At 53.6% G+C, this 2,646-nt stretch carries 1 protein-coding gene; it reads right to left on the bottom strand.

Annotated elements, in window-relative coordinates:
- The coding region (locus AAC147_RS07565; protein WP_047686195.1) for a non-ribosomal peptide synthetase at positions 1 to 2,646 on the bottom strand (2,646 nt) is incomplete at both ends.

Here is a 2,646-nt window from a genome sequence, read left to right as displayed (position 1 = left end):
CCATCGGAAATAATATGGTGCTGTGTCAGCAAAAACTGATAGTCGTCATCCGCCAGCCGGATAAGCATCGTTCGAACAAGCGGGCCCTGGCTGAGATCAAATGGCGCAGATACCTCCTCAATACGCAATCGTTCCAATGCTGTTTCGGCATCCGGGCACTCACGCAGGTCATGATGAACCAACGGCAGTCCGCGGTCTGCCGCCAGCAGGTGGACCTGAGGCTGACCGTCAACAGAAACAAAGACCGAGCGCAAGGCTTCATGACGAACAAATAACACATTCAGTGCCTGCTGCCAGGCTGCAATATCCAGTTGCCCACGCAAATGCCACACGAGTGGCATATGATAGCGTTCACTGACACCTTTAAATTGTGTCAGGAACCACAAGCGCTCTTGAACGAATGACAGTGGTAGCCCCCCTTCGCGGGAGAGAGGCAGAATGGGGGGCAATGTGTTTTGTTGTTCAAACCGGGTATAAAGTTTTTCAGCCAGAGCCGCCAAAGACGGGGAGCTAAACAGTTCACTCAGTGGCAATTCTATCCCTAAAGCTGCTATTCGATTCATTACCTGCATTACCAGCAATGAATGGCCGCCCAATGCAATAAAATTATCATGTCGGCTAATCTGTTCAATCCCTAAGACTTCCCGCCAAATCGCCGCCAACGCAATTTCCATTTCCCCTTGTGGGGCTGCATAAATCTGCCGGACAAAGGCGTCGCCGTCCGGGGCAGGCAAAGCCCGGCGATCCAGTTTGCCATTCGGAGTCTGCGGGAAGCTGTCCAGACACACAAAAGCCGCCGGCACCATATAATCCGGTAACACCGCGCTTAGGTGGGTACGCAGATTGTTAACCAGCGTTTTATCGGCTTCTGCTATCCCCGTTTCCGCCACGATATAGGCTACCAGCCGTTTACCCTGCCCGTCATCCCGTGCCAGCACGACTGCTTCCTGCACCGCCGGGTATTCCAGCAAGCGGGTTTCAATTTCCCCCGGTTCAATACGGAAACCGCGAATTTTTACCTGCTGGTCATTACGGCCGAGGAATTCCAGATTGCCGTCTGGCCGATAACACGCCATATCCCCGGTGCGGTACATGCGCGCCTCCGGTACGGGGCTAAAGGGATCGGGAATAAACCGTTCTTCACTTAAAATTAGCTGATTCAGATACCCCCGTGCCACTCCTACACCACCAATATAGATTTCTCCCACACCACCTAATGGCACTGGTTGCCCGTGGCTGTCCAGCAAGTAAATACGGGTATTGCTGAGTGGCCGGCCGATAGCTCGGTCATCGTCGGGGGAGAAGATTTCTTGACAGGTGGCGGTCACGGTATTTTCTGTCGGACCATAAGCATTTAATAACCGGGGACGGTGACCCGCCTGGGAAAACCAGTCCTGAAGGGCTTTTTTCTGGACGGCCTCGCTACCAATAATCATCAGTCTGAGCACGTCAGGCAGCGGTAATCCTTTATCTCTGCCCGCCAGTTCAGACCAGAATAACGTGGGCAGGAACAGTACCGTGATTCGTTTTTCCCGGACTAAGGTAATAAATTCCAGCATGGATGTCAGCCAGCTATCATCGCGGATCACCAGCGTGGCACCATGACATAATGCTGAGAAACACTCCTCGACAGCGATATCAAAGGCAAACGCCGCAAACTGCAACACCCGATCCTGCGCCGTCACACCATACAATTCATTGACGCCCAACGTGCGTTGATAGATCGCCTGATGTTCCACCATCACCCCTTTTGGCTGCCCGGTAGAGCCGGAGGTGTAAATCACATAGGCCAGATGCTGCGGCGTTAACACCGAAACCTGCGGGTTACTGTCCGGTTGATCCGGCGGCACCGTCGGGTCAAGAACGGTCAACTCAGCCAGCACTTTGTCACCTAAAATAGACTGCCCGGCCCTATCCGCTAATATCACCGATGGCGCACTGTCACTCAGGATATACGCCAGCCGCTCTGCCGGATAGGTTGTGTCGAGTGGCACATAGGCCCCACCGGCTTTCAGTACGGCCAAGAAGGACACTACCATGACCGGTGAGCGTGCCACACAAATCGCGACCCGTTGCTCCGGCTCTACCCCTGACTCAATCAACTGATATGCCAGCCGGTTAGCCCAGGCATTTAATTCGGCGTAATTGAGCGTTTGTCCCTGATACTCCAGTGCCATGACCTGCGGGGTTTTTGCCACCTGCTGTTCAAACAGTTGGTGGATACACAATATTTCAGGATAAGTGGTTTCTGCCGCGTTCCAGATGCCTAACAATAAAGTCTTCTCCGCTTGCGGCAGAATGTCCAATGCCCGCACGGGCTTAGTTGGTGTGTTCTCCAGCGCCTCCACCAGACTTTCCAGCGCCTGCTGCATATAGCCCCATATCCGCTCCGGCTCAAACGGCGGCACCACACTTGCCGTCAATCCCAACGCGTCACCAAAATCCTCCACCGACAGCCCAAAGGGGTAATTGGTGCGTTCTTTGCCATCTAAAAATTCAATGCCTGCCAATGTGTCATCCGACAGCGTTGAAAGACTATTGTGCGGATAATTGATATGCCGGTAATTGAGCAGGGCGCTAAAAAGCGGCGTACCACGTTCAACACCGCTACACTGCTGGGCCAGCACCAGTGACGCATGCTCATGG

Origin of the sequence: Xenorhabdus sp. NBAII XenSa04 (assembly GCF_963866145.1) — a bacterium.
GTDB lineage: Bacteria > Pseudomonadota > Gammaproteobacteria > Enterobacterales > Enterobacteriaceae > Xenorhabdus > Xenorhabdus indica.
The sequence above is the reverse complement of the archived record's forward strand: the minus strand, read 5'-3'. Positions and strand labels throughout refer to the sequence as shown.